Annotated in this window: 3 protein-coding genes and 1 riboswitch; of the genes, 2 read left to right on the top strand and 1 reads right to left on the bottom strand. The window is 71.0% G+C overall.

All coding sequences use genetic code 11. The features are described 5' to 3' along the window. Positions 1-121: 121 nt before the first annotated feature. Positions 122-238, top strand: a riboswitch (SAM riboswitch). 179 nt (positions 239-417) lie between these two features. Beyond that, a complete protein-coding gene (locus STRIP9103_RS15200; protein ID WP_009311705.1) occupies positions 418-1,779 on the top strand; it encodes an aminotransferase class V-fold PLP-dependent enzyme in 1,362 nt (453 codons plus the stop codon). A 98-nt stretch (positions 1,780-1,877) separates the two neighbouring features. Then, entirely contained in the window at positions 1,878-2,291 is a 414-nt protein-coding gene (locus tag STRIP9103_RS15195) for a hypothetical protein (protein WP_048820322.1), read from the top strand. Here the strand turns inward: STRIP9103_RS15195 and STRIP9103_RS15190 are convergent. Next, positions 2,269-2,676 (bottom strand): glycerate kinase (locus tag STRIP9103_RS15190; protein ID WP_009311708.1); only part of this gene is annotated, 408 nt, incomplete at its 5' end. The two genes, STRIP9103_RS15195 and STRIP9103_RS15190, sit on opposite strands and share 23 nt — an antisense overlap.

The following is a 2,676-nucleotide window of genomic DNA, read 5'->3' as shown; positions in this document are numbered from 1 at the left end:
CGCGCGACCAGGCCCCACTCACCCGCAGTCGCCGACGCACCGGCCGCGGCCGGGCTCTCAGGCGTCCCGGTATGCGGACGGAGTTGCGCCGTGGCGATCACTTCACATACGTTTCCACACAGGTCATGAGCGACAGCCAAGAGGCCCCGGCCGGCTGTCCGGCAACCCTCCGTCCGTGGCGGGGTGCCCCGGGTGAAGACCAGGTCGTAGGCAGAGAGGTCTACGGCAAGCGCGGACCCCTCGCACGCTTTCAGAAGTGTGGGGCCAGGGGTCCTGGTCGTTCGAGGGAGCCTTCCGTGAGCAAGCGAATGCGATAGGGCCGCAGAGCCCCGCCTCCGCATCCCCCTTTTCACCTCACCGCCGCAGAGCCATGCACGCTCGCCGGTGAATTCCGCCTGCCTTCACGGGAGTTCCGTCATGTCTGTCTCCACCCTTGCCGCCGGCCAGTCCGTTTGTGCCCCGCTGCCCGTTCTGGGCCGGGATGTCACCGTCCCGCTCGTCACCGGCGGCGAAGTCACCTACGCCGCGCTCGACTACGCCGCCAGCGCCCCGGCGTTGCAGCGGGTGTGGGACGACGTGGCGGCGTACGCGCCGTACTACGGGAGCGTGCACCGGGGCGCGGGGTATCTGTCGCAGCTGTCGACCGACCTTTTCGAGAACGCCCGCCGTACGGTCGCCGAGTTCCTGGACTGCCGGGACGAGGACCAGGTCGTCTTCACCCGGTCCACGACGGACTCGCTGAACCTGCTGGCCGCCGCGCTGCCGGCCGACTGCCAGGTCTACGTCTTCGAGACCGAGCACCACGCCTCGCTGCTGCCGTGGCGGGACGCGCGGGTGACGTACCTGGACGCGCCCCGTACGCCGGCGGAGGCCGTGACCACGCTGGAGCGGGCGCTCGCCGACCGGGACCCGAACGGCCCGGCGCTGGTCTGCGTCACCGGTGCCTCGAACGTCACCGGTGAGATCTGGCCCGTGCGGGAGCTGGCCGCCGCCGCACACGCGCACGGCGCTCGGATCGTGCTGGACGCCGCTCAGCTCGCACCCCACCACCCGGTCTCCGTACGGGAGTTGGACGTCGACTGGGTCGCGTTCTCGGGGCACAAGCTGTACGCGCCGTTCGGGTCCGGTGTCCTCGCCGGCCGCGCGGACTGGCTGACCGAGGCGGAGCCGTACCTCGCCGGTGGGGGCGCCTCCCGCAAGGTGACCCGGAACGCCGATGGCGGCGTGGACGTGGAGTGGCATGTCACCGCCGCGCGGCACGAGGCCGGCTCGCCGAACGTCATCGGTGCCTACTCCATCGCCTCCGCCTGCAAGGCCCTCACCGAGGCCGGCTTCGAGACGCTGGTCGCCCGTGAGCGGTATCTGATCGACACGGTTCGGGCCGGACTCGCCGAGGTGCCCGAGGTACGGGTGCTCTCCCTCTTCGGGGACGACGCCCCCCGCGTCGGCGTCATCTCCTTCGTCGTCGAGGGCTGGAACAGCTCCCACTTCGCCGCCGCCCTCTCCGCCGAGTACGGCATCGGCGTACGCGACGGACTCTTCTGCGCCCACCCGCTGGTCCGCACCCTCCTCGGCAGTGCCCCCGAGACCCAGGGCGAGTGCGGCGCCCCCGAGGCCGCGCCCGGCGAGAAGTCCCTCAACGCGATCCGGGTGAGCTTCGGGGCGGGGACGCCCGACGAGCACGTCGAGCGGTTCGTGGGCGCCGTCAAGGAACTCGTCCGGGACGGCGCCAAGTGGAACTACCGCACGGTGGACGGCCGTTGCGTCCCCGCGACCTGACGCGGCATTGCCCCAATGGACAACTGTTCGAGGGGTGGAGGGGTGATTAGAGTGAGCGGTCGGCCCGGTTCGGCCGCTCATTACGGGGAGAACAACAGATGAAGCGTGAGATGAAGGCGTTCGCCGTCGCGTCGGCGATGGCGGTGACCGTGACGCTGGCGGGCGGAGCGCAGGCGGGCGCGGCCGAGGCTTCTCCGGCCGCACGCGGTGACTGCAATCAGAGCCGCTACCTCTGTCTGTGGGACGCGAAGAACTACAAGCAGAACATCTCGTGGTACCAGGTGACGGCGGCCCCGGAGTACAAGTGCGGCAGGGGTGGATGGAAGCCGCCGTACATGGACCGTCCCCAGAAGCGGCTGCCGCGCTCCACGTGGAACCGGACCACCAAGACGTGGTACGGCAAGGACAGCCGGGGCAACGACAAGCAGATCATCCGCAAGACCGGTCTGCGCGGCTCCACCGACCCGGACATCTCGGCGTGGAAGTCGATCAAGAAGTGGTGCTGGAAGTGACCTCGCGCCGCGCACGCGGGGCGTCCGACGCGCGGCCGTAGGACCTCTGCGCCTCCGTCACCAGCGCGCCCAGTGACATCATCCGCAGCGCCCGTTCCGTGGCATCGGTGAGGAGTTCGCTCGCCCGGACCATGGCCTCGGCGAGGGCCATCGGGGCGGGCAGGATGCCGGTGCAGGCGTCCACGCCGGGCACCTCGTGGGCGCCCTCGCCGAGGGTGCCGGCCACGGCGAGGACCGGGCGGGCGTGGAGCTTGGCGCGCCGGGCCACCTCGGCGGGGACCTTGCCGCGCGGCGTCTGGTGGTCGAGGGCGCCCTCGGCGGTGATGACCAGGTCGGCGCGGGCCAGGCGGGCGTCGAGGTCCAGATGGTCCAGCAGGACGTCGAA

It is taken from the genome of Streptomyces ipomoeae 91-03 (assembly GCF_000317595.1).
GTDB lineage: Bacteria > Actinomycetota > Actinomycetes > Streptomycetales > Streptomycetaceae > Streptomyces > Streptomyces ipomoeae.
The sequence above is the reverse complement of the archived record's forward strand: the minus strand, read 5'-3'. Positions and strand labels throughout refer to the sequence as shown.